Here is a 25,479-nt window from a genome sequence, read left to right as displayed (position 1 = left end):
AGGAGACTCCAACAAATAAGTGACATTTTCATAGCACAGTTAAGGTGACATTTTCACAGACGATTGACAGAAGCAGGGGTGTAAAAAAACTGCCGACAGATAGCATCTTATCACGCTTTTCCATCGGCAGTTCTAAAGTACATCCTTCAATTTATTTTCCCGGTGCAGCCAGTTTCTCCGCGCCTGCCAGCGGTCGCTTCCACAGTCCGAACGCCAAGCCGGATATTACCGCACCAATGACCACAGCGAGCAGGAACAGCAGGGCATGGTTCGCCAGGGCTGCTACGAAAATACCGCCATGCGGAGCCGGAATATTGATTCCCCACCATTGGGTCAATCCGCCGGCAATCCCTGCGCCGATAATGCTTGTCGTCAGTACCCGCAGCGGATCGGCAGCTGCGAACGGAATGGCTCCCTCCGTAATAAAGGAGAAGCCAAGCACATAGTTCGTCAAGCCGGATTGGCGCTCCTGGGCGGTGAACTTGTTCTTGAACAATGTGGTTGCCAAGGCTATTGCAAGCGGAGGAACCATCCCTCCGGCCATAACAGCTGCCATCATCATGCCATTCGTATTACCGCTGGAAGTGAAGACGCCGATTGCGAAGGTATACGCCGCCTTATTGAACGGTCCGCCCATATCGATCGCCATCATACCGCCAAGCAGCACACCTAACAACACCATATTGCCTGTGCCAAGATTATTCAGTGCGTTGATCATGCCTTCATTAATCCAACTGAAGAATGGTCCGAACAGATAATGCATAATCGCACCCGTAACCAGCAGGCCAAAGATCGGATAGAGCAGGATCGGCTTCAGGCCTTCCAGCGTTTTAGGCAGACCAGCAAACACTTTCCTCAAACCAATGACGACATAACCGGCAAGGAAGCCCGCTGCCAGACCGCCAAGGAACCCTGCATTGGCGCCTACCGCCATCAGGCCGCCGACCATCCCCGGCATGAGCGCCGGACGATCGCCGATGCTCATGGCAATAAAGCCTGCCAGCACCGGAATCAGGAAATGAAACGCACCGTCGCCTCCGCCGATCGCCATCAGCAATGTAACGAGCGGATGATCATCCCCCAGTACCTGCTCAAACAGGAAAGATAAAGCCAGCAAAATCCCGCCGCCGACTACAAACGGAAGCATATGGGAGACGCCATTCATCAGATCCTTATAAATCTTGCTGCCTATGCTTCCCTTCCCGGTCTTGGCAGCTTCAGCTTGACCGCCAGCTCCTGCACTCCGGTAAATGGGAGCGTCACCATTCACGGCTTTACGGATTAACTCCTCAGGCTTTCGGATTCCGTCACTGACCGGACGCTGAAGCACCGGCTTTCCATCAAAGCGGTCCATGTCCACCTTCTTGTCAGCGGCGACGATAACCCCCTTCGCCCGGCGAATCTCCTCGGCAGTCAGTACATTGCCTGCGCCTTCAGAACCGTTCGTCTCCACACGGATATTCACACCCATTTCTTTGGCCTTCTTCTTCAAGGCATCTTCTGCCATGAACGTATGGGCAATCCCCGTCGGACATGCCGTTACGGCAATGACGAATGGTTCTTCACTATGATCGCCACTTGCCGTACCCGTAGAAGCCATAGCCGAAGCCGGGGCCGCACCCGCTACCGTGGCTGGCTTATCTTCTTGATTGTGCGCTTCCGCCTCAAGCTTTGTCTTTTCTCTCGCTGCCTTCGCCGCTTCGTCCGCACTCTGTCTTTCATCGAACAATCGGGTTACTTCTTCAGGTGACGATGTATTCATCAGTTGCTGGATAAAGTCACTGTCGATCAATAGCCGGGAAAGCGAAGCCAAGGTCCGTAAATGTGTATTTCCCGCACCGTCCGGTGCTGCGATCATGAAGAACAGGTACGCCGGTTCTCCATCCAGAGCCTCGAAGTCAACACCTTGGGCACTTTTCGCAAAGACGACCGTTGCCTCATTGACTGCCTTCGTCTTGGCATGCGGCATCGCGATCCCGCCGCCAATTCCGGTGCTTGATTCACCTTCCCGCTTTAATATCGCCTGCTTGAATTCCACAGCATCATTGATTCGGCCGCTGGCTGACAGACTTGCGATTAACTCATTCAATGCCGCTTCTTTCGTTGTTGCCTGCAGATCCATGATCATCGTCTCTTTGAGCATCAGATCCGTGATTTTCATTCGGTCCACCCCTCATGAACAATTTTAATTTCAACTTGCTTACGCAGCTTATGAATCAGTTCTGCCTCCGCCAAGTCATCAGAGAATGCCGTGGCGCTTCCGGATGCAACCCCTGCAGCAAATGCTTCCATAACATCTCCGCCTTGAGCCCATGCTCCCACAAACCCTGCGATCATCGAATCCCCGGCACCGACCGAATTGCGGACAATCCCTTGAGGAACATTGGAGCGGTAGACTCCCTCTTTAGTAATCAGGACCGCGCCATCTCCCGCCATCGAGACGAGAACATGCTCGGCACCCTGCTCCTGCAGCTTTTTACCGTAATAGATAATTTGATCGATCGAGTTGATTTCAACATTGAACAGCTCAGCCAGTTCATGATGATTCGGCTTAATCAATAAGGGCCCGAGCGAGGCACCGCGTGTCAACGTATCCCCCGTTGTATCCAATACAAAACGGGCACCTATTCTGCTGCAAGCTTCAATCAGCCGGTCATAGTACATACCTCCCAGTGAAGAAGGTACACTTCCGGACAACACGACAATATCGCCGGCAGCGAGCGAATCCAATTTCCGGCACAGTTCATCCGCCTCCTCGGGAGTAATCGCTGGACCTTGACCGTTAATCTCGGTCTCTTCCCCATGCTTGAGCTTGATATTAATTCGGGTATCCCCTGTAACCTGAACAAAATCTGTCGTGATGTTCTCCGAGGCCAGGGTTTCCTTGAGAAAATCTCCTGTAAAACCGCCTAAAAAGCCAAGTGCCGTATTTTCCACACCAAGCCTGCTAAGTATGCGCGATACATTGATTCCTTTGCCCCCCGGGAGCTTAAGATCATCCCGCATGCGGTTCAGCTCTCCTAGCTGTAATCCATCCACATGAACGATGTAATCAATGGACGGATTCAGTGTCACTGTATAGATCATGGCTATCCCTCAATTATCTTAGTTTTGTGAGTTAATGATTCCCTTAGCGCATCCGGAACAGCGTCTGTAATGAGATAAGCATCCTCAAGATCAAACATCCGGGCAAACAGCACCTCGCCAAGCTTGCTGGAATCTGCAAGAACAAAGGCTGCTCCCGACAGTTCCTTCGCCCTGCGCTTGATCAGCGCCTCCTCTGGATCAGGTGTAGTATACCCCATCTGGGCATCCACCCCATTGGCTCCCAAAAAGCATTTATCAAACCGGAACTGCTCCATATTCTGCATGGCCATACTTCCGATCACGGCCTTTGTATGCATCTTCATCATCCCGCCCAGCAAATAACTGCGAATGTTTTTACCCACGAGCTCCTCCACATGGGATAACCCGTTTGTAACCACCGTCACCTGCTCCGCTTCTATATAGGAAATCATCTTCAAAGTAGTAGTACCCGCATCTAGAAAAATACAATCGCCATCGCGAAGCTGTCTGGCCGCCCGGCGAGCAATCAAATCCTTTTCTTGAATGTTTTTGAACGTTTTCTCATTCATACCAGGCTCCTGCCGATTATCCTTCGGAAGTGCTGCTCCGCCATGAATTCTCCGTAACAGCCCTTGCTCCTCCAGGTCAACGAGATCACGCCGAACGGTTGATTCCGATGTTCCAAGCAGCTCAACCAGCTCCTGAAGCTTAACAATTCCACGCTGTTGCAAGCGCTCTATAATTATTTCATACCGCTCTTCTGTCAGCATGACATTCCCTCCAGCCCCATCATTCGATTTATATCTTAACACATAATCATTCAAAATCAATCACAAATAATCAAAAACACTCTAATGAATTCGAACCTTTTCCGAACTCTATTGCTCACTTAAAAGGCATGTTACAATAGAACAAGGATTCTCCAAATTTGAAATAGCTTCAATTAGGTAAAGAAAGGATCGACCTTCTATATGATAATTAAACCACGTACCCGGGGATTTATTTGCACGACTGCGCATCCGAAGGGATGTGCCCGTCAGGTGCAGCAGCAAATCGAGTATGTACAACATCGTCCAGGAATTTCCGGCCCGAAAAATGTTCTCGTCATCGGCGCCTCAACCGGATACGGCTTAGCCTCCAGAATTGTGGCCGCTTTTGGCGCAGGGGCCAATACCATCGGCGTATATCGCCCAAGCGCAGCAAGCGGTTCACGGACGGCTTCCGCCGGATGGTATCATTCAGCAGCCTTTGAGGAAGCTGCCCATAACGCAGGACTCCGTTCCTTCAGCGTGACTGGAGATGCATTCACCCTCGAGACCAAGCAGAAGACAGCAGATGTCATCGCTAAGGAATTGGGCCAGGTGGATTTGATCATTTACAGTGTTGCCACTGCCCGCCGGCATGATTCCAAGACAGAAGAAACCTACACCTCTGTACTGAAGCCGATAGGACAGAGCTACACGAACAAGACTGTTAATTTCCATACAGGAGAAGTCAGCCTGGTTACGCTTGACCCTGCATCGGAGCAGGAAATTGAACACACGGTAAAAGTGATGGGCGGCGAGGACTGGCAGGATTGGATTAAGGTCCTTAATGCTGCCGGTGTCCTGGCCCCGCATGCCGTTACGATAGCCTTCTCCTATATAGGCTCTCAGATCACTCAGCCTATTTACCGCGAAGGCACCATCGGCAAAGCTAAGGACCATTTGGAGCAAACCGCCAGAGAGCTTCACGAGCAACTGTCTGCCGGTGGAGGCGGCGCCTATGTCGCAGTGACCAAAGCACTCGTCACGCAATCCAGTTCCGCAATTCCGGTAGTGCCGTTATATATGTCGGTCTTGTACAAGACGATGAAGGAACATGGTCTTCACGAAGGCACTATTGAGCAAATGTATCGCTTATTCACTGAGCGTCTTTATACAGAGAGATCGGTACCTGTTGATTCAATGGAGCGGATTCGCCTGGATGATTGGGAAATGCGGGAGGATATCCAAGACGAGGTAAGCCGCATTTGGGCAGAGCTGGAGACAAATAATGTATTTCAGCTTACTGACCTTGAAGGATTCCGCAAGGAGTTCTTCCAATTATTCGGCTTTGAGACAGATGGCGTGGATTATGAAGCGGATTGCGACCCTGAGGTTGCGGTACAAAATGTAATATCTTAATGACAGCGGAAAGCAGCGTTCGTTCATCATCAGTTGAACATATAAAATACGCAAGGAAGCAGACGAGAAAATGTTCTTATGATTGCTGTTGTTCGCTGATTTCAAACAGGAAGAGGCCTTCCCAAAAGCCTGAGGGGAGGCCTGTTTGCATTAAGAGCTCCTACTGCATAGAATTTCTTGACTTGGCGAAGGCTAAGCTCCCATAAAGCCGGGCTAAGAGCCTGCGTAATAAAGACATAAGTGTGAAGTGTGCAGCAAAGGCTTTCTGCAGGAAAGCTGCTTCGAGAGCATAAGCTCGCTAGCGTTCGCCTTTGTGATCGGATTTCTACCTTGCTATGATTTATTCAAATCAAATAAATCCGTGAACAACAGCGATCGTAAGCACACTTCACACGTTGCCACTAATATGCATACGCAGAATCATTCGATGGAGGCTTTTGGGACAGGCCTATTCGTTATTTCAGCAGCCAGAGGGCGGGAACAACGTTAGGCTCCCAGCCTGTCAATGAAGTATGCGCTTGGCGGCATTCGTAGGTGCTGCCATTGTAGCTGACGAGATCTCCAACCTCATAGGCTACCCCGGCAGCCCAAGGCTGGGCGCTGGAGGCGGAGGCCGTTGTGGCGCTGACCGAATTGCTTGCCGCTGATTCATTACCTGCTGCATCTATCGCTTTAACTGTGAAGGAATACGTTGTATTCGCGGATAAGCCGGTTACAGTGTATGAAGTTGTCGCACCAGATAGAGTCGCGACCAGATTGGCGCCGCGATAGACCTTATAACCGATCACACCCACATTATCCGTAGCCGCATTCCACATCAGTTGCACACTGGAAGCCGTAGGCGTCCCCATCACATGGAGATTACCTGGAGCAGACGGCGCTTGCGTATCCGGGGCCGCTGTGCCGGTCGTCAAGCTGACTGTATTACTGCCGGCGGACAGATTCCCTGCTGCATCAATAGCTTTGACCTGAAAGGTATAAGCCGTAGCGGGACTGAGCCCGGTTGCCGTATAGCTAAGAACCGCCCCCGATACCGAGCCGATTTGAGTTGTTCCCCGGTAAATCCGGTAACCAGTCACGCCAACATTATCCGTTGAAGCCGACCAGGAAAGGGTTGCTGTCGTCGAGGTTACATTGGAGTAGGATAAGCTTCCTGGTGCTGTCGGAGCCTGATTGTCCACGGGGTTGCTTCCTCCAAAGTTAACATCAATGACATTGTAGAAGGCATTTGCCGTATCCGCAATTTCCCATACCGCCAGAATGACATGATAGCCTGTCCGGGCAGGAACATTCAGCGTGTCTGTGTACGTATATGGAGGTTGAACTCCACCATAATTGACGGAATGAAACGGAGTTAAATCAAATGAATCGCGTGTTAGCGGCGCATTCGGATTCCAGTCCGGCTTCGTAATATAGTATTTCCAGCTTGAAGTGGCATGGGGAGCGGTTAAAGTCCAGGTGAATGTCTTCTGGCCGGCAGTCATGTTAACCTTGGTCCAGCGACTGGACGATTGTTCGTCCAGCTTAGGGAATATTCCGCCAGCACTGGCAATCTTACCATCTGCCGGACCGGCCGCAGGGAATCCCTTCGGTGCCTCCAGACTCTGTGGTTCATACACCACAGCGCCGCAATCACTGTTCTGACCAAGCTTGCATAAATAAGCCCGACTCCCTGGGGATTCAACATATCCATGTGCGAATGCCTTCTCGGTAAGCACAAACATACAGATGCACGCAAAGAGGAAAACTCCGAGTGAACCAAGTGCCTTCAAATACAATGAACGGGTATAACGAGCTTCAGTCATTAGAAATCCCTCCTTCATTTTTTTGAAAACGAAAATCACCTGAACGAAATTACTCCCTGCTTGTCCATTTAAACTGGATCTGCTTTGTGCTCACCTCCTCTGCTTAATCACTTAAGGGATAGGATCGAAGGTTATTTGCCGCAAATAAAAGTGGAAATAGTGCGGTATATAGGAAGAAAAAGTAAATTACCCCTCAATACTCATTATAACGACCTCTGTGTCTTTTGTGTGAAAGGAAATAGGAAATCATTGTTAAATGTAATATATTGTTGTTATTTATCAGAATTTCTATATCTTTTGACAATATAATGAAATAGTAAAGAGCACTGCTTCAGCAGTGCTCTTTACATGCAAATTCTTAAGTTATACGAATGTTCTGGAGATAATCACCAGCAGGATAAACAACACAAGAATCACACCTGTAGATGTCCAAAGTCCTCCAACGCCAACTTCATTGCATCCCGACATGCTTTCCCCTCCTCACATCAGTATAGGGTATCATATTAAGAGCCCTAACTAATTGTCACGGCACGGGGGTGCCTATATTTCAAGCCCGCCCATTGCATCCATCTTCGCCGAGCATAACATACATCATAGAACAAGATGATCTTAAGCGGGTGGTACATTTGGCCGGCAGAAAAAAGGCAGGTATCAAAAGCACGGGTAATGGCACAGGAAAAAACAAAGAAATTGTCCTAAGTGACTTGTCCGCCGATGATCTTGCAATCATCGCAGCCGGTCTTAGCACGTTGGGCGAATTTTTCTCATTTCTATCCCTCATTAAATTACAACAGGAAGCAGAAAAAAATAAAGGACAGAGCGTCTTAACTGACTTTTTAACATAATTCGCTCACTTCTTATCGACCTCAGTTCGGCGTAGCTGCCATCGCTTCCACTTTCTCCATCTCATCGCCAGCAAAAGCACGATCAAGGCGAACACTCCACCAAAGAAGAAAGCCAGATACTTCTCGACAAGACGTATGACCAAATGCCATTGTTCTCCAAAGATATAGCCGATGCCAATAAAGGCAGTGACCCAGATCAGCGCCCCAGGGTAAGCATACAATGCAAAGGTCTTGTATGGAATCTTAATGATTCCTACGAAATAACCGAAGAGTTGTCTTACTCCAGGAATGAAGAAGCTGATAAACAGCATTTTATTTCCGTATTTATCATATGTTCTCCGCGTTCGCTCCAAGTGGGAGGGCTTGATCAAGAACCACTTTCCGTATTGCTGGAGCAGAGGTGCCCCCACATGATGGCCAATCAAATACGTAACGGTAATTCCTATGACTGACCCTGCATAAGCAACCAGGATAGCCGGCAGCAATTCAAGCGTTCCCTTAAACGCCAAATAACCGGTATAGGTGAGTGTCGTTTGTCCCGGCGGGATCGGAAGAGCGATGAAATCCAGAGGAAGCCCGCACAATAGCACGAAATAGCCATAGCTGCGGAACATCTCCTCAATCCACTCCAGTATGTTCATGGATGACGTCTCCTGTATGTATGGGATACGGTGCGTACAAGCACCATCCCTATATTACTCCAATTTCATCCATGTTCCAAATATCATTCCGAACCGGGCTTAGCCGAACCTTCCCGAAATGTAATCATGGGTACGTTTATCCACTGGATTGGTGAAAATTTGATCTGTCGCCCCATACTCTACCAGATCTCCCATCAGGAAGAACGCGGTATAATCCGATACCCGGGCTGCTTGCTGCATATTATGGGTTACGATGACGATACAATATTCCCGCTTCAGCTCGGCGATCAATTCCTCAACTTTGGCGCTGGATACCGGGTCCAAGGCTGAAGCGGGCTCATCCATCAGGATGATATCCGGACTTACAGCAATGGATCTCGCGATGCACAGTCGTTGCTGCTGCCCCCCAGAGAGCGACAATGCTGAACGGTTCAAACGGTCCTTGGTCTCCTCCCAGAGCGCAGCCTTGCGCAGGGAGTTCTCCACGATCTCATCCAGCTTTTTCTTGTCTCGAATCCCGTGGTAACGCGGGCCGAAAGCAATATTTTCATAAATCGACTTATGGAAAGGATTCGGTCTTTGCCAAACCATGCCAATCTTTTGCCGCAGCAGGACCACATCTGTCTTGGGGTGGTTTATATCCTCTTCTCCAATTCGAATCTCTCCGGTAATTCGCGCATCCGCAATCAAGTCATTCATCCGGTTCAAGCTGCGCAGAAATGTAGACTTCCCGCAGCCCGAAGGCCCGATAAGCGCCGTGACTTCCTTGGCCGCAAAGTCAAGCGAGAGGCTTTTAACCGCATGCTTTTCTCCATAAAACACATTAAGATCCTTCGTAGACATTACAATATTACGCATGGGTATCCTCCTATCTCGATGCCGTAAATTTCTTCTGGAGCTGGCGTCCGACAAAGCGGGCCAACAGGTTAAACAACAGAACCGTCAAGATCAGCACGGCTGAAGCACCTGCAGCAATTTCAGGCGCATCGGGGGCAAGCCCTTCCGAGTTGACCTTCCAGATATGCACGGCCAGCGTCTCGGCAGGACGGAACGGATTCAGCGGCGACATCGGGCTGAACGGATTCCAATCCGTAAAGTCAAGCCGTGGGCTGCTCATACCGGCCGTAAATAACAAGGCTGCCGCTTCTCCGAAGACACGTCCGGCGGCCAGAATGGTTCCTGTCAGGATAACTGGCAGCGCAATCGGAAGCATAACCGAGCGGATCGTTTTCCATTTGGACAACCCCAGGGCCAGACTGGCTTCCTTCTGTGCCTGCGGCACACTTGCCAGGCCTTGCTCAGTAATCCGCACCATTAACGGCAGGTTAAATACCGTCAGCGCCAACGCACCGGAGAACAGGGAGAATCCAAAGCCAAACGTATTAACAAATACCAGGAGGCCGAACAAGCCTACAACGATGGACGGAAAGGAAGAGAGCACTTCAACGATCAGGCGAATAGAGTCTGTTACCTTTCCCGGCTTGGCATATTGACTCATATAGATTCCTGCGCCTAAACCGAGCGGAACCGTAATAATAAGCGTAAGCACCAGAAGGAACAAGGAATTGAACAACTGCGGTCCGATTCCTCCGCCTGCACGGATCGTCTCCGGCGGAGAGGTTAGGAAGTCAAAGCTGATATGACCAAGTCCTCTTACCAATATAAATCCAAGCAGGCCCACCATAATGAGAACAATGATGCCAGCAAATAATATGATGACCCCGGTTGCTATTCTGTCTACTGTTTTTGCGCTCATCGAATTGCTCTCCTTTCAAGCCAGCGTACAATGAAGACGAAGACAAAGGTCATCAGCAGCAGAATCAGAGCAAGCGTCCACAGGACATTGTTCTGGATCGAGCCCATAACCGTGTTCCCCATACTTAGTGTGATCACACTTGTAAGCGTGGAGGTGGATTGGAACAAGGAATTCGGAATATGCGGTGCGTTCCCGATAACCATCTGCACAGCCAGCGCCTCGCCAAATGCACGTGCCATTCCAAGCACGACTCCTGTCATCAAGGCAGGAAGCGTAGTGGGAATGACCGTTCGCGAGAGCGTCTGCCAGCGGGTTGCGCCCAGCGCATAGGAGCCTTCTTTCAGGCCGGCTGGCAGAGCCCGAAGCGCATCGGTAGCAATCGAAGTCATCGTAGGCAGAATCATGACAGACAATACAGAAGCACCTGCCAATATTCCGAGACCTTGTCCCGGGAATATATCCCGGTATAATGGAACGATAACACTCAGGCCGACGAATCCATAGACAACGGAAGGAATCCCGGCGAGCAATTCAATTGCCGGCTGCAGCACCTTTTTCCCCAGCTTCGGCATAATCTCCACCATGAACAGAGCCGCGCAGATACTGAGCGGAGCAGAGATTACCGCTGCAAGCATAGACGTCGCAAAGGACCCGAAAATGAACGGCAGAGCACCGAACATCGGCGGATTTCCTTCCGGCTTCCACGAGGTCCCCCCGAGCATCTCGGCCAAGCTGATTCCATTCTTGAAAAATGAGCTCAGACCCTTAGTCGCGACAAAATAGACCATTGAGAAGATGGTCACGACTAATAGAACGATACACAAGGACGTAAGAATTTTCCCTGTCCATTCTTCGATGATATGCTGTTTCACTCTGCGGCTATCGTTGGAACGAGCCATAGTACCTCTCCCTTTGTTCAGCACAGAAAGAGGCGAATGCTCGCCTCTTTGCTGACCTTATGTTGTTGTAGGTAATAAATTATTTGGTAATGTTGCCGTCAACATCGCGTGTTACTTGCATTTCCGAGATAGGAATGTAGCCAAGTTCAACGATATCCTCATGAACTGCTTCGGAAACCATGAAGTCGAGGAATGCCTTGACAGCTCCGGTCGGCTCACCTTTTGTATACATGTGCTCGTATGCCCACACCAGATAACTGCCGTTTGTTACATTTTCTATACTTGCTTCAACGCCTTCATATTTCACAGTCTTTACGGAGTCATCCAGGTAGGAAAGAGCCAGGTAACCGATCGCGCCAGGAGTTTCAGCAACCAGCTTTTTTACGGTACCCGAGGAATCCTCTTGGATTGATCCTTCAAGGTCTTCTGTCTTTGTACCCAATGCATATTTTTCAAAAGTAGCACGCGTACCGGAGCTCGAAGGTCTGTTTACGATTTGGATTGCTTGATCCGCACCGCCAACTTCACTCCAGTTCTTCACTTCGCCCGAGAAAATCTTAACCAATTGATCTTTGGTCAGGTTATCCACGCCTACTTCCGGATTAACAACCGCTGCCATGGCTACTACAGCTACTTGATGGTCAACCAACTCTGCAGCCGGTCCAGCTTCAAGCTTCTCTTCTGCGAACACATCGGAGTTACCGATATCCGCTTGGCCGCCTGAGACTTGAGTCAAGCCAGTACCGCTACCGCCGCCTTGCACTTGAATCGATACTTTAGGGTTCAGATCCATGAACTTCTTGGAAGCTTCATCAACAAGCGGTTGAAGTGCGGAAGAACCTACTGCAAGTACGGAGCCGCTCAATTCTTCTGTTTGTTCAGTTGCTGTATTATTTGTGCTGCCCGTGTTGGACGATGTATCAGGCGTGTTCGAAGCCGTGTTGTTCGTGTTCGAGCCTTGTCCACATGCTGCAAGTGTTACAGTCAATAAAATAGTCATAACCAACATCAAACTTTTCTTCATGATTCAGGTTTCCCCCTTATTTGTTTGTACAATATCGATTATAAGAAGCAAGTATAAAGGTCGTGTATTGGTTATGTTAACGCAATGTAAAAAATTCATACGTTAATCCCTAATGTTTTTCTGCTTCAACTTCCATATACTATAAACGGACAGCAAAAAAAGGACTTGGCCGAACAGAATTCGGTCAAGTCCTTTTTTGTGAATATAGAATCAATACTGCTAAGTGACACTACGTTTTATGTAGGCGGCAGTTCCGGAGCCAAGGGCGGCTCCGGCCAACCCTAACAGTGCGACAGTCAGAATAAGGCGGTTCGGCTGCCACTCCATCAAGAAGGACAAGCCGCTACCCAGGGTGGTCCCCGCCAAAAAGCCAATAGCGAGGCCTGCCGGTGTTAACGATTTCAAGATTGAAGCGGGATATTCCTTCATATTGAATTACTCACCCCAATACGTTAATGCTCAGGACTCATCATCCGTATTTTTGGACAGCAGCCCCTTCAGTTCCTTCATAAACATGTTGATGTCTTTGAACTGTCTGTACACAGATGCAAAACGAACATACGCCACTTCATCTACCGGATAGAGCTGTTCCATCACTAACTCTCCAATCCCGCGGCTCTCTACTTCAGCATTCGCAGAATGACGCATGGAGCGTTCGACCTCCGATACGATCGACTCCAATTGATCCACCGACACCGGACGCTTCTCGCAGGCCCGGATCAGACCGCGCAGCATCTTCTCTCTGCTAAATTCTTCCCGGCTTCCATCCTTCTTAATCACAATGAGCGGCATTTCTTCAACCATTTCAAAGGTAGTGAAGCGGCGGTTGCACTTCTCACATTCACGACGCCGGCGAATCGAGCGATTTTCATTCGCTGGACGGGAATCCAGCACCTTCGTTCCAAGATAGTCGCAATAAGGACATTTCAAGGTCTTCTACTCCTTTCCAATATATAACTGTAAGATTCAGTAATGAACTTTACAATTGCCGAGCATAATACTGTTACCAACTCAAGGAGGTGAACAACAACATGGCCCAAAACAATTCATCTAATAACCTGGTGGTGAAGCAAGCTTCTGGAGCGCTGGAACAAATGAAATACGAGGTTGCTCAAGAGCTGGGTATCGCTTTCCCGCAAGACGGTTACGCTGGTAACTTGACCTCTTACGAAAACGGTTCGATCGGTGGTTATATTACAAAACGTCTGGTGACTCTGGCCGAACAACAATTGGCAGGTCAATTTAAATAACGGACAATATAACTTCTGAACGAGCACGGAAGCACAGATGGCGAATGCTGTCTTGTGCTTCCTTTTTTATCTTCTCAGCTCAGAAATCCGAATAGATCCTTGAATATTGTTCGTAGTAATGTGCAACCCGCTGCACATAGTGCCTTGTCTCCCCAAACGGAATATTCTTCGCCGTCTCCAATGTGCCGTCCCAGCGGCCGCTTTGGAGCCAATTCTTCACATTCGTCGGCCCGGCGTTATAGGCGGCAATCATAGCGATCATGTTGCCGTCAAATTGATCGCCTAACCAGTCCAAATACCAGGTTCCAATCTGGATATTCAAGCCGCTTTCTTCCTTCACCCTGCTCAATTCCACTTCTTCCATTTTCGCCTTCTGCACGACCCAATCTGCGGTATCCGGCATGATCTGCATAATGCCAAGCGCCCCCTTTGGGGATTCCGCTCCTGGTTTATAGTTGGTCTCCACCTTAATAATAGCAGCTACAATCAGGGGGTCCAGTCCATAAGTTCCGGCATGCGTCCGGATTTCTTCCTTATAATAAATCGGATAGAATAAAGCCAGCCAAGAAGAGTTAAAGAACAGGATCACAATAAAACCTAAGAACAACGCCAACAGGACTCTCTTTTTTCTCAGCCACCTCATAAAACCTGGCTCCGCCAGAAGTCATCGATTTGACTCTCGGTCTCTTCATAACTCCGGCTGTTATCAATCAAAATATCCGCCCGTCTTCTCTTCTCCTCGATATCCATCTGCGCGGCAAGCCTTAGTTCGGCCTGTTCTCGAGTCAATGCATCCCGCTGCATCAGACGCTCCAACTGGAGGGTTCGTGGCACATAGACCACCATAATCTTCTCGTACAATTTCTCAAGCCCCGACTCGTACAGCAAGGGGATATCGGCAACCACCAGACGTTCGGGATTTTCCTGCTCCAGCACGTCCAGCTCCGCCTTCATCTCCCGGCGAATCGCAGGGTGTGTGATGGCTTCCAGCGCTTTACGCTCCAGGGAGTTAGCGAACACAATCTCTCCAAGCCGCTTGCGATTTAACCGGCCATCCGCCAGCAATACAGTCTCGCCGAACCTTTCAACAACTTTTGCAAGTACAGGATGACCGGGCTCCATAATTCTTCTGGCTACCACATCCGCATCAATCAATGCAGCGCCGCGTGCAACGAGCATTTGTGAGACGGTACTCTTGCCGGTGGCAATGCCTCCCGTAAGTCCGATATTCACAGCATTCACTCCATTCCCGCAGGCTGGCATTCCGGGCAGTAATGGGTTCCCCGCCCGGCCAGCGTAATCTTCTCGATAGGTTGTCCGCAAGCAGGGCAGGGCTGCCCCTGTCTTCCATATACATTCAGACTGTGCTGGAACATCCCCATCTCTCCTTGTCCGTTTACATAGGACTTAATGGAAGATCCTCCGGCAAGCACAGCTTCCGATAAGGTGGCCAAGATGGCCTCATATAACTTCTGGAGCTGCTCCGTACTTAATTGATTCGCCTGAAGCTGCGGATAAATGCCTGCTCGAAACAAAGCCTCATCCACATAAATATTGCCCAAGCCTACGATGTATTCCTGATTCAGCAAAGCGGGCTTAATTTTCGTGGTTCTTCCCGCAATTACTCTGCAAAAAGCTTCAAAGGTAAAGGTTTCATCCAGCGGCTCCAACCCCAGCTTGGCCAGCGGCTTGCTGATCAGTTCCTGTCCAGGCGCAAACAGATGCATCGTTCCGAATTGGCGCACATCCTTATATCTGAGCTCCTTCCCGTCCGTAAAATGGAAGATGACATGGGTATGCTTTTCGACCGGATCGCCGCTTTGATACAGACCGTATCTTCCTTCCATTCTCAGATGAGATACCAGAACGAGGTTATCCATTCGGATCAAGAGGAATTTTCCTCTGCGTCCCACATTCTCAATCTTGTGGCCTGCAAGCTCCATTTCGAACACCCGGGCATCATCGGGCCGCTGAATAATCCGCGGCAGATGCACCGAGACCCTATCAATCGTTCTGCCGACTATTAACCCTGCCAGGGTTCGTCTGACTGTCTCAACCTCCGGCAATTCCGGCATTTCGTTCACCTCTTATCTATGGTTAAAGAATCATCACATATCTCACTTGGCTTCATACCAGTTCAACCCGCTGCTTACTTCAGCCTTAAGCGGCACAGATAGCTTCAGCGCCTTCTCCATCGTCTCGGGAACCAGCTTGCTCATCAGCTCCAGTTCCTCGGGCGGCACCTCAAAGACAAGTTCGTCATGCACCTGAAGGAGCATTCGGCTCTTCAAGCCATGGCTGCTCAGGGCTTTATCCATCAGCACCATCGCAAGCTTGATGATATCGGCTGCCGTTCCTTGGATAGGCGTGTTCATCGCCGTTCGCTCGGCAAACGACCGAAGGTTGAAGTTGGATGCGTTAATTTCAGGCAGGTATCGTCTGCGTTCCAGCAGGGTCTTCACATAGCCATCCCGCTTGGCATCCCGGACAATATCATCCATATACTTCCGGACACCCTGGAAGGCATCGAAATATTGATCGATGAATCGGGCCGCTTCTTTCCGGGTAATGTTCAGGTTTTGTGATAAGCCGTAATCACTGATTCCGTAAACAATCCCGAAATTAACCGCTTTGGCGGAACGTCTCATATTGGCATCAACCTGGTCCGAGGATACCCCGAACACATCCATTGCCGTCTTTGTATGAATGTCCATATCATGGAGAAATGCCTCCTGCAAGCCTTTATCCTCCGAAATATGCGCAAGCACCCGCAATTCAATCTGCGAATAATCGGCGCCGAGAATATACCAACCCTCCTCGGAAGGGACAAATACTTTGCGGATCTTCCGCCCTTCTTCCATCCGAATCGGAATGTTCTGCAAATTCGGGAATTGGCTGCTCAGACGCCCGGTCGCTGCAATGGTCTGGCGGAAATAGGTGTGCACCTTACCGGTTTCACTGCGAATTTCCTTAAGAAGCCCCTCTACATAAGTGGATTGCAGCTTCGCTAGCTGCCGGTATTCCAATATATATTGGACAATATCATGATACGGTGCCAGCTTCTCCAGCACCTCGGCATCGGTAGAGTATCCCGTCTTGGTCTTCTTGATCACAGGAAGTCCCAGCTTGTCGAACAAGATTTCCCCAAGCTGCTTTGGTGAATTCAGATTGAACTCGGTTCCCGCAATCTCATAAATTTGCGATACCAGCTTTGAGATTTGTGCTTCAAACTCTTGCCCCAACTGAATGAGGCTCTCCCGGTCAACCGCCACGCCCTGCTTCTCCATATCCGCTAAGATACGTGAGAGCGGCATTTCCAGTTCATAGAAGAGCTTATGCATCTCGTTCTGTTCAAGCTCAGCCCGTTGCTTCGGCACAATGCTAATAGCCGCCGCACTCTTACGAGCCAGATGATTGCTGAAGATATCCAGTTCAGGAACCTTGAATTTCGCTCCCTTTCCTAGCACCTCATCATCTGACGGCAAAGAGGCCAGATTGTATTTGGCAGACAATGCGCTTAAAGTCTGATCACTCTCGGTCGGATCAAGCAAATACGCTGCCAATTGGATATCGAATTCTGCTCCGGCAAACGGAATCCCGTGCCAGAACAAGGTCAAGTCCGCGCGATGCAGATCATACCCCCGCTTCGGAGCTTGCTCATCGGCCAGCCATGCCCGAACCGCTTCCGCTTCTTCGCTCTTCAACACCTCGGGCTGCAGGAAGAAATGCCGCTCTTTAGTTGAGAGCACTATACCGAGCAGCTCCGCCTGATGAGGATTGTCCCCGCGGCTTTCTACGTGCAGACCCACGATTTCAGGCAAGCGGGCTTCAAGTTCCTTCAAAGAAGCAAGCTCCACGATCGTAACAACCACTTGCAATTGCGAGACCTCAGCCGCTGCTCCATCCGCTTGCCCATCGCTTCCGCCGCCACTGAAATTCAATCGCTCCAGAAGCGACTTAAACTCCAGTTTGCGGAGCATCGGCACTGCCGTCTCTTCCTTATAGCCGTTGAATATCATCGTATCCCACGAACGGTCGATCGGCACTTCACGGTGAATCGTAGCAAGCCTTTTGCTCATGACAGCATCATCCGCATGATTGACCAGGTTCTCTTTCATCTTGCCCTTCAGTTCATCGGTACGAGCCAGCACTTCCTCCACAGAACCAAATTGATGAAGAAGCTTCAGCGCTGTCTTCTCGCCAATCCCGGGAACGCCGGGAATATTGTCTGACGCATCGCCCATCAGACCTTTCAAATCAATAATTTGCAACGGAGTCAATCCGTATTTCTCTTCAATTTCCTTCGGACCATATGGCTCGACCTCGCTAATGCCCTTACGGGTCAATGCTACCGTGACCTTGTCGCTTACAACCTGAAGCATGTCCTTATCACCGGTGACAACCAGCACTTCAAGTCCCGATTCCTCACCCAGCCGGCTCAGCGTACCGATGATATCATCTGCTTCATAGCCCGCGAGCTCAAACCAGGAAATGCCAAAGCTCTCCAACAGCTCCCGCAATAACGGAAATTGCTCCGCAAGCTCCGGCGGTGTCTTCTCCCGGCCGCCTTTATATTCTTGATAGCCTTCATGCCGAAAGGTCTGCTTGCCTGCATCAAAGGCAACCAGGAGGTGTGTGGGCTTCTGCTCTTGAATAAGCCGAAGCATCATATTGGTGAAGCCGTATACGGCATTCGTATGCAGACCGCTAGAATTGGTAAGCGGCGGCATCGCAAAAAAAGCGCGGTAAATAACACTGTTGCCGTCAATCAGAATCAATTTATCCATGTGACACCTTCTCCTTCAGCATACTCCTCGTTCTATTCTAACACATGGTTCCCTTTTGCCAAAAACAAATAGCATAACCAAAAAAAGAATAACCCGCCACAGCAAGCCGTGAGGGGTTATTCCAAATATTGTATTCTGTTATACGTTCAAGTCCGGGCGATGCCCAGTCACCAGATAAACCGTGCTTTCTCCGATATTGGTCGCATGATCAGCAATCCGTTCAATATAACGTCCAACCAAGGTAAGGTGGATTGCCTGATGCAAGGACTCCGGATGCGCTGTCATATACGTGTACAGATCACGAATAATCTGGCTGTACAAATGGTCAATCTCATCATCGTCCTTAGCCATCTTATAAGCAAGATCCGTGTTCTCGTCAAGATAAGACTGCAAGGACTCCTGTACCATTTCATTGGCCAGTTCAGCCATCTTAGGAATGTCGACCAAAGGCTTGATCAAGGCTTCACCCTTCAGGCGCAAGGTCACCTTGGATATATCAATCGCCAGGTCTCCCATGCGTTCCAGATCGCTCGAGATTTTAAAAGCGACGATAATCCGCCGCAGGTCCTTCGCCACCGGCTGCTGTGTCACAATAAGCCGAGCCCCAAGATCCATAACCTCTTCTTCCATTTCGTTCAACTCGATATCTTTCTCGATAATGGCTCGAGCTTTAGCCTCATCCAGATTTTGAAGGGCAGAGATCGACTCGCTCAAAGTGTTCTCTACATGCCTGCCCATCTTCTGCAGCAGCTGCCGCAATTCCTCCAGGCTTTGATCGAAATCTCTTCTTTGTATCATGTACAGCTGCCTCCTTAGGTTATCCGAATCGTCCGGAAATGTAATCTTCTGTGCGCGAATCCGATGGATTTGAGAACAGCTTACGCGTATCGTCTGCCTCAATAATTTCTCCATTCAAGAAAAATACCGTGCGGTCCGAAATGCGGGCAGCCTGATGCATGTTATGCGTGACCATCACAATGGTATACTTACTCTTCAACTCCTGTACTAATTCCTCAATCTTTAGCGTAGAGATCGGATCAAGTGCGGAGGTCGCTTCGTCCATCAGCAAAATTTGAGGCTGCACGGCAATCGCCCGTGCAATGCATAGTCTCTGCTGCTGCCCGCCGGACAGACTCAGCGCCGAACGCTTGAGGAAATCCTTCACTTCATCCCATAATGCTGCCTGTCGCAAGCTTTGCTCTACCATTTCGTCCAGCTCTGCCTTGCCCGGAGAGCCATGAAGCCTTGGCCCGTAGGCCACGTTGTCATATATTGATTTCGGAAACGGATTCGGCTGCTGAAACACCATACCGACCTGCTTACGCAAGGTTTCCACTTGAACATCTTCACCATAAATCTCGGAACCGGCAATCTGAACAGAACCCTCAATCCGCGTGGCAGGGATCATATCGTTCATTCGGTTTAAGGTCCGCAGAAGCGTTGACTTTCCACATCCCGACGGTCCGATGAACGCAGTAATTGCCTTCTCGGGAATATCCAGTGATACGTCCTTCAAGGCGAGGAATTGATCGTAGTACAGTTTCAAGTTATTGATTCGGATGATTGTTGTCATGCCTTCACCACCATAAGAAGTTACATGCGAAGCAAGGCCTCAATTGTCATTGGGACCTGTACCGATGCTTGGTTCGATTGTTTCATATTGATTTTACATAAGCTATGTAAAGCGGGATGAGCCTAAATGTTAACGCAGTGTAAAATTTCACGACAAAGCGGTAAGCTCTTTATTCACCATTTCTGTCATCTTCAGCGCTTGAACAGTGGCTGACGCAGATTCCCGGCCTGTTTGCTCGGTTCTTCGCACGGATTGGACCAGTTGTCCGAAAGTATCGCCCGCCTGGATAACATGGTTCTGACTATGCTCCAATTCTCCGCTAGTGACGCGCATGGATTGATCCGTTGCCTTCACCAGCTCACCAACCCGGTCCAGCGTCTCCTCGATATTCCCCGATAATTGCTTGGTCTCTTTGGCAAGCCGGTGTACTTCCTCTGCCACAACCGCAAATCCGCGTCCGTGCTCTCCTGCCCGCGAAGCCTCGATCGAAGCATTGAGCGCCAGAATACCGCTCAGTTCGGCAAGCTCACGAATTTGCGCTGCGATTCGAGAAATATCCTGTGAGTAAGAGGACAACTCATCCACTTGATTTTGTTGAGAAGATGTGACTTTTTTCACGCGATTAAACGCCTCAGTAACCTCTTTGAGGTCTTCTTGCCCTGCCAGTGCCAGCCTCGACATCTGCTGCGTTTCCTCCAGACTTCTTTCTGAAGCCTCAGAGGCCTGAACCACGGTTTTCCCGATATCATCAACTAGCATTACGCTCCGCTGCAGCGTGTTTTGGCGTTCGACTTCAGCTTCCTGTTGTAATTTTCTTGAGAGAAGCATTAAATCCTGCAGCGTCATTACCCCATAGTAATTCCCGTCCTGCGTTAAAATCAAACTATCATAAAACAAATGCCCGGTCCGATGAAGCGCATGATCCAACAGCTCTCCCGGAGGCGTGGATATTTCATATACCGCATATTCCGGCTGTGCAAAGTCACGTACAGGACGCTCATAGAACAAGTCCGGCGCGAATCTTCCTGTAAGATGGCGATAGAAATAATCCCGCATAACCAGACCGCGAGGGCGCTCCCCCTGGTCACAAATGACGAGACACGGAAGATCGGAATCATTCTTGAACATGCCGAGTACATCACTGCACTTCTGATCTCCACGTATTACCGGAACGTTCCTGCTAAAATCAGCCACATTCACCCCGACAGCAGGTCTCTCCATAACAGCCAGGTTTGTCACGACCACCACTCCCTATGTACGGAATACACTCTCTTTTCAGAGGATAGTCGACAATTGTTAGCGGAGAATAAAGTCCATCGCTGAAAAAATGAAAAACCGTCCATCAATGGGTCTCAATGATGGACGGTTTTCTTTTTGTTCACAACCAGCTTGTAACCCACACCCCGAATTGAATCGATATACACCGATCCCGGGTCCAGCTCCAGCTTCTTGCGCAGCGAGCTGACATGAACATCGACGGTACGCTGCCCTCCGATATAATCAAAGCCCCAAACGGCGTTCATCAGATCGTCTCGGGTCATAACGACCCCGGGCTTTCGTGCCAGGTAAAGCAGCACTTCAAACTCCTTAGGTCTAAGCACGATGGCTTCCCCGTTCAGTGTAACCTCGTATTTCTCGGGATAGATGGACAACGGCCCCAGTGTAATCTGGGCATCCTCCCGTTCCTCCAGAGAAGGCTCCCGATCCTCGTGTCCGCCGCCGGTACGCCGAAGGACCGCCGTCACTCTGGCCAGCAGCTCTGCAACACCGAAGGGCTTGGTGATGTAGTCGTCGGCACCGGCCTTAAGCCCTTGTACGACCTCTTCCTCCGCATTCTTTGCCGTCAGTATAATGACCGGCGTCTTGCTGCCCTCTCCGCGAAGCTTGGACAAAATCTCGATCCCGTTCATCCCCGGAAGCATCAGATCAAGCAGAATCAGATCGAACTCCTGACTCTTCGCGGTATCATAGCCGATTTGGCCATGATCAGCGACGACAACCTCAAAGCCTTCACTGCTTAAGTTATAAGACAGCAGCCTCGACAGCGTCGGTTCGTCCTCAATGACCAACAATCGTTGAGTCATGCTGGTTCCCCCTTCTTTTATTCAACCTGTCGCTTTGCCATAGACAAAACGCTGAACAAGCCAAGCATATCACGGAAATGTTAACGGCGTGTAAAATGCTCAAGAACTCTCTGCATTCATCAAATCGGGTCTGTCCCCGGGTTTTGCTGCATAATCGGAAGCTCCAGGGTGAACGAAGATCCTTCCCCGATTTTACTCTCCACCCTTATTGTACCCTGATGCAGCTCAACAAGATGCTTAACGATAGAAAGACCTAATCCTGTACCGCCTGAGCTGCGTGAGCGGGCCTTATCTACACGATAGAAGCGCTCGAATATTCGCGGCAAGTCCTTCTTGGGGATTCCGATTCCGGTATCATTAATGGTAATCGCGATCTTTTCCTCGTCCGGTGTTCCTGTGATCTCGCAGTCAATTCTGACCTTCCCGCCTTCCTGCGTGTAGCTGATCGCATTTGACAGCAGATTAACGAAAATCTGCCGAAGCCGGTCCTCGTCTCCCTCCATAAATAAATGCTCGGGAATGTAATGATTGAGACTAATATTCTTCTTCGCGGCTGAAGAGCCGAGCATTTCAATGATGTTGTCGAACAAGTCCTTGAGGTGAACGGGAGCATATTCTAGCGGCGCGCGCTTGGATTCGATCTTCGACAGTTCCAGAATATCACCGATCAAGCGATTCAAGCGTTCTCCTTCATCATGAATAATCTGGAGGAAGGATCGCTCCGTCTCCTTATCCGCTACCCCGCCGGCAAGCAGCGTCTCGGCAAAGCCTTTGACTGCAGCAATCGGGGTCTTCAATTCATGGGATACATTGGCGACAAACTCACTGCGCATCCTTTCCAGCCGGCGAATTTCCGTGACATCCTGCAGATGCACCAGCAATCCTTTGTAACTGTCGTCGTCCTCGAACATCGGAACTGCATCCAGTTGAAGAATCCGCTCCTCGGGATTGTAGATCGTTCGCTCCTCGCGAAGAAATTCCTGACGCGTAATTCCTTCCTCAACAAACTTGAGCAGCTCGTAATTCCGCTTCAAAACCTGATACGATTTCCCTTGAATCTGATCAGAGCTGACATGCATAATCTTCTCCGCTACCCGGTTGAGCAGGGCAATATTGCCTGTGCTGTCGATCATAATGATCCCCCCGGTCATATTGGCAAGGACACTTTCCATCAATTCCTCGTTATCGCGAATGACCTTAAGCTGCTGTTGAAGGCTGTCGGCCATCCCATTAATCGCTGCTCCAAGCTGCCCGATCTCATCCCGTCGGTACAAGTCCACTCTCGCATCATATTCCAAGCGGGATATCCGGTTTGCAACGCGAGTGATCTTCTCCAGAGGCCTGGTCAATCCCGCCGCTACCCGAAAGCTGACGAAGGCTGCCACCAGGAACAGAATCATTAACCCTGCGCCCATATAGTACCAGCCCTTATTCATTTCCTGTCCTACCGCAGCCAGACTCATAGACAGCCGGATAAACCCGTCGAAGTTCCCGTTCGCTGAAGTAACCCCATGCGCCACGTAGAGCATATCCTCGCCGATGGTCTCACTGTAGCGGATAGCACTGCCGATCTTATCACTTGCAGAGGATTCAATTTCCTCCCGGTGCGCATGATTGTCCATTTCCTCGGAAGTCATTTCGGAATCCCCAACAACGGTTCCGTCCCGCATGATGAAGGTTACCCGGGAATCGGTTACGTCCTCCAATTCGCGGGCTTTTGCCGTGTAATAGTCGGATGCTTCGGCACTATCCATCGGTAAAAAATCAAAGGTGCTCTCCAGCAGTAAAATCTCCCGGGCCATATTTTCTTTTAATGCGCGTATATGCGAGTCCTTATAGACTTGAGCCATTGTAACTCCGGCTGCCAGCATCGAAATGCCGACCAGGCTCATCATGATTAGCGTAAGTCGTCTGCGAAAAGTCCTCATTTTATTGGAACACCGCTTCCTTAAACATCGACAGCTTCTCCAGGGATGCTTGCTCTACGCCGGCGTGGAGGCTGTTCCCATGCGAATCCATAGTAACTATGGCCGCAAAGCCTTCCACCTCGAGGTGCCACATCGCTTCCGGAATGCCAAATTCCATAAAGTCCACGCCATTTACTTTTTTAAAACACTTGGCATAGTACTGGGCTGCTCCGCCAATCGCATTCAAGTAGACCGCCCCGTGCTCCTGAAGAGCTGCCAAAGTACGCTTGCCCATGCCGCCCTTACCGATCACGGCGCGAATGCCGAACTTCTTGATGATATCTCCCTGGTACGGCTCCTCACGAATACTCGTTGTAGGACCGGCCGCCTTAACATGCCAGCCCTCTTCATCCTTGAGCATAACAGGGCCGCAATGATAAATGACCGCTCCGTTCAGATCAATTGGTGCGTCATGGTCGATCAAGTATTTATGAAGGGCATCTCTGCCGGTATGCATTTCTCCCTGGATAATGACAACATCTCCTACCCGCAAAGAGCGTATCTGCTCCTCGGTAATCGGGGTCTGCAAATAAACCTCCCGGGTCCCTTGCGCAGATTCTCCAGTTGTAGGTGCTTGCACTTCCGCATTGTCCTCTGCTTGCTGTGACGATGCCGCTTCCTCCTGGTCCATTCCGAACTCGCTTCCTTCCGGATACAACCAAGCGAGCAGTTCTCCAGTATCCGGCGACAGCTTGATGCCTTGACGACGGAATGCCCAGCAATTATAGGCCACGGAGACGAAAAAGCTTGCCGGAAGCCGGTTTGCTGCACCGATCTTGCAGCCCAGCAGGGTCACTTCACCGCCAAAGCCCATCGTGCCAATGCCGAGCTGGTTCCCCGTCTCCATGATATATTCTTCCAACCGGGCCAGATCCGGATGAGGATTCACATCATCCACTTCACGGAACAGTTGCTGCTTTGCCAGCTCATAACCCGTGGTACGGTCGCCTCCGATCCCCACCCCGATAAAACCGGCGCTACAGCCCTGTCCTTGAGCCTGATAGATCGCATGCAGGATGCATTTCCGCACTCCGTCCAGATCCCGTCCGGCTTTTCCCAGCCCATCCAGCTCTGCCGGAAGGCTGTATTGAATATTTTTGTTCTCACAGCCTCCCCCTTTCAAGATCAGCCGCAGATCAATATAATCCTCTTCCCATTGTTCAAAATGAAACACCGGTGTGCCCGGTCCCAGGTTATCGCCGCTGTTCTCTCCGGTTAAGGAATCCACCGAATTCGGACGCAGCTTGCCCTCCTTCGTTGCCCGGGTAATGGCAGCCTTAATATCGCGTTTCAACTCAAGCTGATTAACCAAAACCGGTGTATGTATGAGGAATGTCGGCATCCCGGTATCCTGACAAATCGGAGATACCTGCTCCTCAGCCATGGTAATATTATCAGCAATCGTCGATAGGGCAAGTCCGGCTCTCGTTCCCCGATTTTCCTTGTTTTTGCCTTCTTGAACCGCTCTCCGCACGTCTCCGGGCAGATTGGTGGAGGTTTCAACAATTAACCGATATACACTTTCTTCGTATTTACCCATATGCCAAAGATCTCCTCTCACATCTTTTTGGATATGTCTATCGTTAGTTTTATAATATCATGGTAACAAAATGAATG

The 25,479-nt window shown here is 50.0% G+C and carries 25 protein-coding genes; 3 read left to right on the top strand and 22 right to left on the bottom strand.

Annotation, left to right across the window (positions count from 1 at the left end):
• Window positions 1–151: 151 nt before the first annotated feature.
• Genes KQJ23_RS19250 through KQJ23_RS19240 form a run of 3 tightly spaced genes read right to left on the bottom strand, consistent with a single transcriptional unit; the run spans window position 152 to window position 3,836 of the window.
• Window positions 152–2,161, bottom strand: coding sequence for a PTS fructose transporter subunit IIABC (locus tag KQJ23_RS19250; protein WP_216480526.1), 2,010 nt, complete (start codon window positions 2,159–2,161; stop codon window positions 152–154).
• Window positions 2,158–3,087 (bottom strand): 1-phosphofructokinase, encoded by a 930-nt coding sequence (gene pfkB, locus KQJ23_RS19245; RefSeq protein WP_216480525.1) that lies wholly within the window; start codon window positions 3,085–3,087, stop codon window positions 2,158–2,160. The genes KQJ23_RS19250 and pfkB overlap by 4 nt, the downstream gene beginning before the upstream one ends.
• 2 nt (window positions 3,088–3,089) lie before the next feature.
• Window positions 3,090–3,836, bottom strand: coding sequence for a DeoR/GlpR family DNA-binding transcription regulator (locus KQJ23_RS19240; RefSeq protein WP_216480524.1), 747 nt, complete (start codon window positions 3,834–3,836; stop codon window positions 3,090–3,092).
• Window positions 3,837–4,037: 201 nt separating this feature from the next.
• Here KQJ23_RS19240 and fabV point away from each other — a divergent pair, with 201 nt between their 5' ends.
• The gene (gene fabV, locus KQJ23_RS19235) at window positions 4,038–5,231 is read left to right on the top strand and encodes an enoyl-ACP reductase FabV (RefSeq protein WP_216480523.1); all 1,194 of its coding nucleotides are present in this window, start codon (window positions 4,038–4,040) and stop codon (window positions 5,229–5,231) included.
• Window positions 5,232–5,686: 455 nt separating this feature from the next.
• Here the strand turns inward: fabV and KQJ23_RS19230 are convergent, their stop codons facing one another.
• Both KQJ23_RS19230 and KQJ23_RS19225 read right to left on the bottom strand, forming a co-directional pair.
• The gene (locus KQJ23_RS19230) at window positions 5,687–7,036 is read right to left on the bottom strand and encodes a lytic polysaccharide monooxygenase (RefSeq protein WP_216480522.1); all 1,350 of its coding nucleotides are present in this window, start codon (window positions 7,034–7,036) and stop codon (window positions 5,687–5,689) included.
• Window positions 7,037–7,399: 363 nt separating this feature from the next.
• A complete protein-coding gene (locus KQJ23_RS19225; RefSeq protein ID WP_212942489.1) occupies window positions 7,400–7,504 on the bottom strand; it encodes a YjcZ family sporulation protein in 105 nt (34 codons plus the stop codon).
• Between the two features lie 158 nt (window positions 7,505–7,662).
• Here KQJ23_RS19225 and KQJ23_RS19220 point away from each other — a divergent pair, with 158 nt between their 5' ends.
• Entirely contained in the window at window positions 7,663–7,881 is a 219-nt protein-coding gene (locus KQJ23_RS19220) for a hypothetical protein (protein WP_216480534.1), read from the top strand.
• A 5-nt stretch (window positions 7,882–7,886) separates the two neighbouring features.
• Here KQJ23_RS19220 and KQJ23_RS19215 read toward each other — a convergent pair whose 3' ends face one another.
• The 7 genes from KQJ23_RS19215 to nrdR all read right to left on the bottom strand — a co-directional run bounded on the left by KQJ23_RS19215 (window position 7,887) and on the right by nrdR (window position 13,131).
• Window positions 7,887–8,522 carry a DedA family protein gene (locus tag KQJ23_RS19215; RefSeq protein ID WP_216480521.1) on the bottom strand — a complete coding sequence of 212 codons (636 nt, stop codon included), beginning with the start codon at window positions 8,520–8,522 and terminating at the stop codon, window positions 7,887–7,889.
• A 99-nt stretch (window positions 8,523–8,621) separates the two neighbouring features.
• A complete protein-coding gene (pstB, locus tag KQJ23_RS19210) occupies window positions 8,622–9,380 on the bottom strand; it encodes a phosphate ABC transporter ATP-binding protein PstB (protein WP_216480520.1) in 759 nt (252 codons plus the stop codon).
• 10 nt (window positions 9,381–9,390) lie between these two features.
• Window positions 9,391–10,278, bottom strand: coding sequence for a phosphate ABC transporter permease PstA (gene pstA, locus KQJ23_RS19205; RefSeq protein WP_216480519.1), 888 nt, complete (start codon window positions 10,276–10,278; stop codon window positions 9,391–9,393).
• The gene (gene pstC, locus KQJ23_RS19200) at window positions 10,275–11,177 is read right to left on the bottom strand and encodes a phosphate ABC transporter permease subunit PstC (protein WP_216480518.1); all 903 of its coding nucleotides are present in this window, start codon (window positions 11,175–11,177) and stop codon (window positions 10,275–10,277) included. The genes pstA and pstC overlap by 4 nt, the downstream gene beginning before the upstream one ends.
• Before the next feature lie 79 nt (window positions 11,178–11,256).
• On the bottom strand, window positions 11,257–12,201 hold the full coding sequence (locus KQJ23_RS19195) for a phosphate ABC transporter substrate-binding protein (RefSeq protein WP_249529914.1): 945 nt from the start codon (window positions 12,199–12,201) through the stop codon (window positions 11,257–11,259).
• A 219-nt stretch (window positions 12,202–12,420) separates the two neighbouring features.
• Window positions 12,421–12,630: a hypothetical protein gene (locus KQJ23_RS19190; protein WP_216480517.1), complete on the bottom strand. Its 210-nt coding sequence runs from the start codon at window positions 12,628–12,630 to the stop codon at window positions 12,421–12,423.
• A 30-nt stretch (window positions 12,631–12,660) separates the two neighbouring features.
• On the bottom strand, window positions 12,661–13,131 hold the full coding sequence (gene nrdR, locus KQJ23_RS19185; protein ID WP_216480516.1) for a transcriptional regulator NrdR: 471 nt from the start codon (window positions 13,129–13,131) through the stop codon (window positions 12,661–12,663).
• A gap of 101 nt (window positions 13,132–13,232) precedes the next feature.
• Here nrdR and KQJ23_RS19180 point away from each other — a divergent pair, with 101 nt between their 5' ends.
• Window positions 13,233–13,451: an alpha/beta-type small acid-soluble spore protein gene (locus KQJ23_RS19180; RefSeq protein WP_044477736.1), complete on the top strand. Its 219-nt coding sequence runs from the start codon at window positions 13,233–13,235 to the stop codon at window positions 13,449–13,451.
• A gap of 79 nt (window positions 13,452–13,530) precedes the next feature.
• Here the strand turns inward: KQJ23_RS19180 and KQJ23_RS19175 are convergent, their stop codons facing one another.
• The 10 genes from KQJ23_RS19175 to KQJ23_RS19130 form a co-directional block, all read right to left on the bottom strand.
• Window positions 13,531–14,094 (bottom strand): lytic transglycosylase domain-containing protein, encoded by a 564-nt coding sequence (locus KQJ23_RS19175; RefSeq protein WP_216480515.1) that lies wholly within the window; start codon window positions 14,092–14,094, stop codon window positions 13,531–13,533.
• Window positions 14,091–14,684, bottom strand: a complete 594-nt coding sequence (gene coaE / locus KQJ23_RS19170) for a dephospho-CoA kinase (protein WP_216480514.1) — start codon at window positions 14,682–14,684, stop codon at window positions 14,091–14,093. Before coaE ends, KQJ23_RS19175 begins: the two co-directional genes overlap by 4 nt.
• Window positions 14,685–14,689: 5 nt before the next feature.
• Window positions 14,690–15,526 carry a DNA-formamidopyrimidine glycosylase gene (gene mutM / locus KQJ23_RS19165; protein WP_216480513.1) on the bottom strand — a complete coding sequence of 279 codons (837 nt, stop codon included), beginning with the start codon at window positions 15,524–15,526 and terminating at the stop codon, window positions 14,690–14,692.
• Window positions 15,527–15,568: 42 nt separating this feature from the next.
• On the bottom strand, window positions 15,569–18,238 hold the full coding sequence (polA, locus tag KQJ23_RS19160; RefSeq protein WP_216480512.1) for a DNA polymerase I: 2,670 nt from the start codon (window positions 18,236–18,238) through the stop codon (window positions 15,569–15,571).
• A gap of 138 nt (window positions 18,239–18,376) precedes the next feature.
• Window positions 18,377–19,036, bottom strand: coding sequence for a phosphate signaling complex protein PhoU (gene phoU / locus KQJ23_RS19155; RefSeq protein ID WP_216480511.1), 660 nt, complete (start codon window positions 19,034–19,036; stop codon window positions 18,377–18,379).
• A 19-nt stretch (window positions 19,037–19,055) separates the two neighbouring features.
• A complete protein-coding gene (pstB, locus tag KQJ23_RS19150; protein WP_216480510.1) occupies window positions 19,056–19,811 on the bottom strand; it encodes a phosphate ABC transporter ATP-binding protein PstB in 756 nt (251 codons plus the stop codon).
• A gap of 147 nt (window positions 19,812–19,958) precedes the next feature.
• Window positions 19,959–21,050 (bottom strand): methyl-accepting chemotaxis protein, encoded by a 1,092-nt coding sequence (locus tag KQJ23_RS24025; RefSeq protein ID WP_346779431.1) that lies wholly within the window; start codon window positions 21,048–21,050, stop codon window positions 19,959–19,961.
• Window positions 21,051–21,163: 113 nt separating this feature from the next.
• Window positions 21,164–21,895, bottom strand: a complete 732-nt coding sequence (locus KQJ23_RS19140; RefSeq protein ID WP_216480509.1) for a response regulator transcription factor — start codon at window positions 21,893–21,895, stop codon at window positions 21,164–21,166.
• 119 nt (window positions 21,896–22,014) lie between these two features.
• Window positions 22,015–23,823 (bottom strand): two-component system histidine kinase PnpS, encoded by a 1,809-nt coding sequence (pnpS, locus tag KQJ23_RS19135; protein ID WP_216480508.1) that lies wholly within the window; start codon window positions 23,821–23,823, stop codon window positions 22,015–22,017.
• A gap of 1 nt (window position 23,824) precedes the next feature.
• Window positions 23,825–25,402, bottom strand: a complete 1,578-nt coding sequence (locus KQJ23_RS19130) for a fumarate hydratase (protein ID WP_216480507.1) — start codon at window positions 25,400–25,402, stop codon at window positions 23,825–23,827.
• Window positions 25,403–25,479: the final 77 nt, after the last annotated feature.

It is taken from the genome of Paenibacillus brevis, assembly GCF_018919145.1.
In the GTDB taxonomy this organism is placed as follows: Bacteria; Bacillota; Bacilli; order Paenibacillales; family Paenibacillaceae; genus Fontibacillus; species Fontibacillus brevis.
The sequence above is the reverse complement of the archived record's forward strand: the minus strand, read 5'-3'. Positions and strand labels throughout refer to the sequence as shown.

Coding starts and splice junctions, on each gene's coding strand:
- KQJ23_RS19250 (WP_216480526.1), bottom strand. CDS start 2,161: ATGAAAATCACGGATCTGATGCTCAAAGAGACGATGATCATGGATCTG.
- pfkB (WP_216480525.1), bottom strand. CDS start 3,087: ATGATCTATACAGTGACACTGAATCCGTCCATTGATTACATCGTTCAT.
- KQJ23_RS19240 (WP_216480524.1), bottom strand. CDS start 3,836: ATGCTGACAGAAGAGCGGTATGAAATAATTATAGAGCGCTTGCAACAG.
- fabV (WP_216480523.1), top strand. CDS start 4,038: ATGATAATTAAACCACGTACCCGGGGATTTATTTGCACGACTGCGCAT.
- KQJ23_RS19230 (WP_216480522.1), bottom strand. CDS start 7,036: ATGACTGAAGCTCGTTATACCCGTTCATTGTATTTGAAGGCACTTGGT.
- KQJ23_RS19225 (WP_212942489.1), bottom strand. CDS start 7,504: ATGTCGGGATGCAATGAAGTTGGCGTTGGAGGACTTTGGACATCTACA.
- KQJ23_RS19215 (WP_216480521.1), bottom strand. CDS start 8,522: ATGAACATACTGGAGTGGATTGAGGAGATGTTCCGCAGCTATGGCTAT.
- pstB (WP_216480520.1), bottom strand. CDS start 9,380: ATGCGTAATATTGTAATGTCTACGAAGGATCTTAATGTGTTTTATGGA.
- pstA (WP_216480519.1), bottom strand. CDS start 10,278: ATGAGCGCAAAAACAGTAGACAGAATAGCAACCGGGGTCATCATATTA.
- pstC (WP_216480518.1), bottom strand. CDS start 11,177: ATGGCTCGTTCCAACGATAGCCGCAGAGTGAAACAGCATATCATCGAA.
- KQJ23_RS19195 (WP_249529914.1), bottom strand. CDS start 12,201: ATGAAGAAAAGTTTGATGTTGGTTATGACTATTTTATTGACTGTAACA.
- KQJ23_RS19190 (WP_216480517.1), bottom strand. CDS start 12,630: ATGAAGGAATATCCCGCTTCAATCTTGAAATCGTTAACACCGGCAGGC.
- KQJ23_RS19180 (WP_044477736.1), top strand. CDS start 13,233: ATGGCCCAAAACAATTCATCTAATAACCTGGTGGTGAAGCAAGCTTCT.
- KQJ23_RS19175 (WP_216480515.1), bottom strand. CDS start 14,094: ATGAGGTGGCTGAGAAAAAAGAGAGTCCTGTTGGCGTTGTTCTTAGGT.
- mutM (WP_216480513.1), bottom strand. CDS start 15,526: ATGCCGGAATTGCCGGAGGTTGAGACAGTCAGACGAACCCTGGCAGGG.
- polA (WP_216480512.1), bottom strand. CDS start 18,238: ATGGATAAATTGATTCTGATTGACGGCAACAGTGTTATTTACCGCGCT.
- phoU (WP_216480511.1), bottom strand. CDS start 19,036: ATGATACAAAGAAGAGATTTCGATCAAAGCCTGGAGGAATTGCGGCAG.
- pstB (WP_216480510.1), bottom strand. CDS start 19,811: ATGACAACAATCATCCGAATCAATAACTTGAAACTGTACTACGATCAA.
- KQJ23_RS19140 (WP_216480509.1), bottom strand. CDS start 21,895: ATGACTCAACGATTGTTGGTCATTGAGGACGAACCGACGCTGTCGAGG.
- pnpS (WP_216480508.1), bottom strand. CDS start 23,823: ATGAGGACTTTTCGCAGACGACTTACGCTAATCATGATGAGCCTGGTC.
- KQJ23_RS19130 (WP_216480507.1), bottom strand. CDS start 25,402: ATGGGTAAATACGAAGAAAGTGTATATCGGTTAATTGTTGAAACCTCC.